Annotated in this window: 2 protein-coding genes; one reads left to right on the top strand and one right to left on the bottom strand. The window is 76.1% G+C overall.

The genetic code is table 11. From position 1 onward, the window contains the following. Positions 1–290: LysR family transcriptional regulator (locus ACYVE9_RS25835; protein WP_461030313.1), on the bottom strand; the 290-nt coding region annotated here is incomplete at its 3' end. Between the two features lie 84 nt (positions 291–374). Here ACYVE9_RS25835 and ACYVE9_RS25830 point away from each other — a divergent pair. Further along, positions 375–1,668, top strand: a 1,294-nt coding sequence (locus ACYVE9_RS25830) for an MFS transporter (protein ID WP_461030312.1), incomplete at its 3' end; no start/stop codon positions are given.

Raw genomic sequence — 1,668 nt, 5'->3', positions numbered from 1 at the left:
ACGTCCACGACCAGCGGCCGGCCGTCCCGGCTCGTCGCCGCACCCAGTTCGTCGTAGGCGGCCAGCACCCGCCGCGCGTACGGCAGCAGCCGCTCGCCGTCCGAGGTGAGCGCCACCCGCCGGGTGGTGCGCTGGAACAGCTCCACGCCCCAGCCCTGCTCCAGCCGTCGGATGTCCCGGCTGAGCGCCTGCTGGGCCACGTAGAGCCGGGCCGCCGCCCGCGTGAAGTGCAGCTCGTCGGCGACCGCGGTGAAGGCGCGCAGCAGGCGCGGCTCGGGTTCGTGGGCCATCCGTCCATACTGACAAACCATCTGTGTGAATGCCGCCTCATCAGGTGTTGGACGGGCCGGACGGCCCCCGGGGAGGGTGGAGCCATGCCGCCCGAGACCCGTCCCGCCCCTGTCCTCCGCCCCGCCTCCCACTCCCCCGCGACCCGCCGTCCGACCACCCCCGGGCCCGCCCTGCTGACCGTGAGCGGCGGCACTCTCGTCGCCGTGGACCTGCGCCCCCGCACACACCACCGGCACCACCGGCCCCGTCAGCCCCGCCGCCCCCGCTGGTTCGCCCCCTACGCCGCCCTGTTCCGGCGGCCCGGAGCGCGCGCCTTCAGCGCGGGCTCGGTACTGGCCCGGCTGCCGATGGGCATGTTCGGGGTCTCGGCGGTGCTGATGATCTCCGAGACGCGCGGCTCCTACGCCCTGGCCGGAGCCGTGACCGCGACCGGACTGGCAGCCACCGCCCTGCTCGCCCCGCTCGTCGCCCGGCTCGTCGACCGGCACGGACAGGCCCGCGTCGCCGTGCCCGCCGTGCTGCTCGCCGTCGCCGCCCACCTGCTGCTGGTGCTCTGCGTGTCCACCGGCGCACCGACCTGGACGCTCTTCGCCTGCTCAGCCGCCGCCGCCACCGGCCCCAACACCGGCGGCATGGCCCGGGCCCGCTGGGCCCACCTGTACGCGGGTGACGCGCCGGACGCGGTGGCGGCCCGGCACACCGCCAACGCCTTCGAACAGGCCGCGGACGAGCTGTGCTTCATGGCGGGCCCGGTACTGGCGGCGTTCCTGTGCGTCGGGCTGTTCCCCACCGCGGGCACCCTCACCGCCGCGGCCCTGCTGCTGGTCGGCACGTTGTGGTTCGCCGCCCAGCGCCGCACCGAACCGCCGGTGTCTCCGCGTGAGGCGGACGGCGGACGCTCCCCGGCCCGCATCAGCGGCATGCCCGCGCTGCTGGCCACCTTTCTCTGCACCGGCGCGGTGTTCGGATCCATGGAGGTGGTGACCATCGCGTTCGCCGACGGGCTCGGGCTCAGGAGCGCGGCCGGGGTGCTGCTGGCACTCCAGGCGGGCGGCTCCTGCGCGGCCGGCCTCGGCTTCGGCCTGCTGCGCCACCGCGGACCGGCCCACCGCCGGTTCGTGACGTGCGTGGCGGCCATGGCGGCGCTGATGCTGCTGCCCGCACTGGCCGCGGCCGGCGGCAGCCTGCTGCTGCTGGCGCCCGCCCTGCTCCTCGCCGGCATGGCCACCGCACCGACGATGGTGACGGCCATGACGCTGGTTCAGCGGTACGTCCCGCGTGCCCGGTTGAACGAGGGGATGACGCTGGCGGTCACCGCGCTGCTCGCCGGTATCGCGGCGGGGGCGGCGGTCGGCGGCTGGACCGCCGAGCGGCTGC

This window comes from Streptomyces sparsus (genome assembly GCF_054776295.1).
This window is presented reverse-complemented; position numbering and strand designations above follow the sequence as displayed.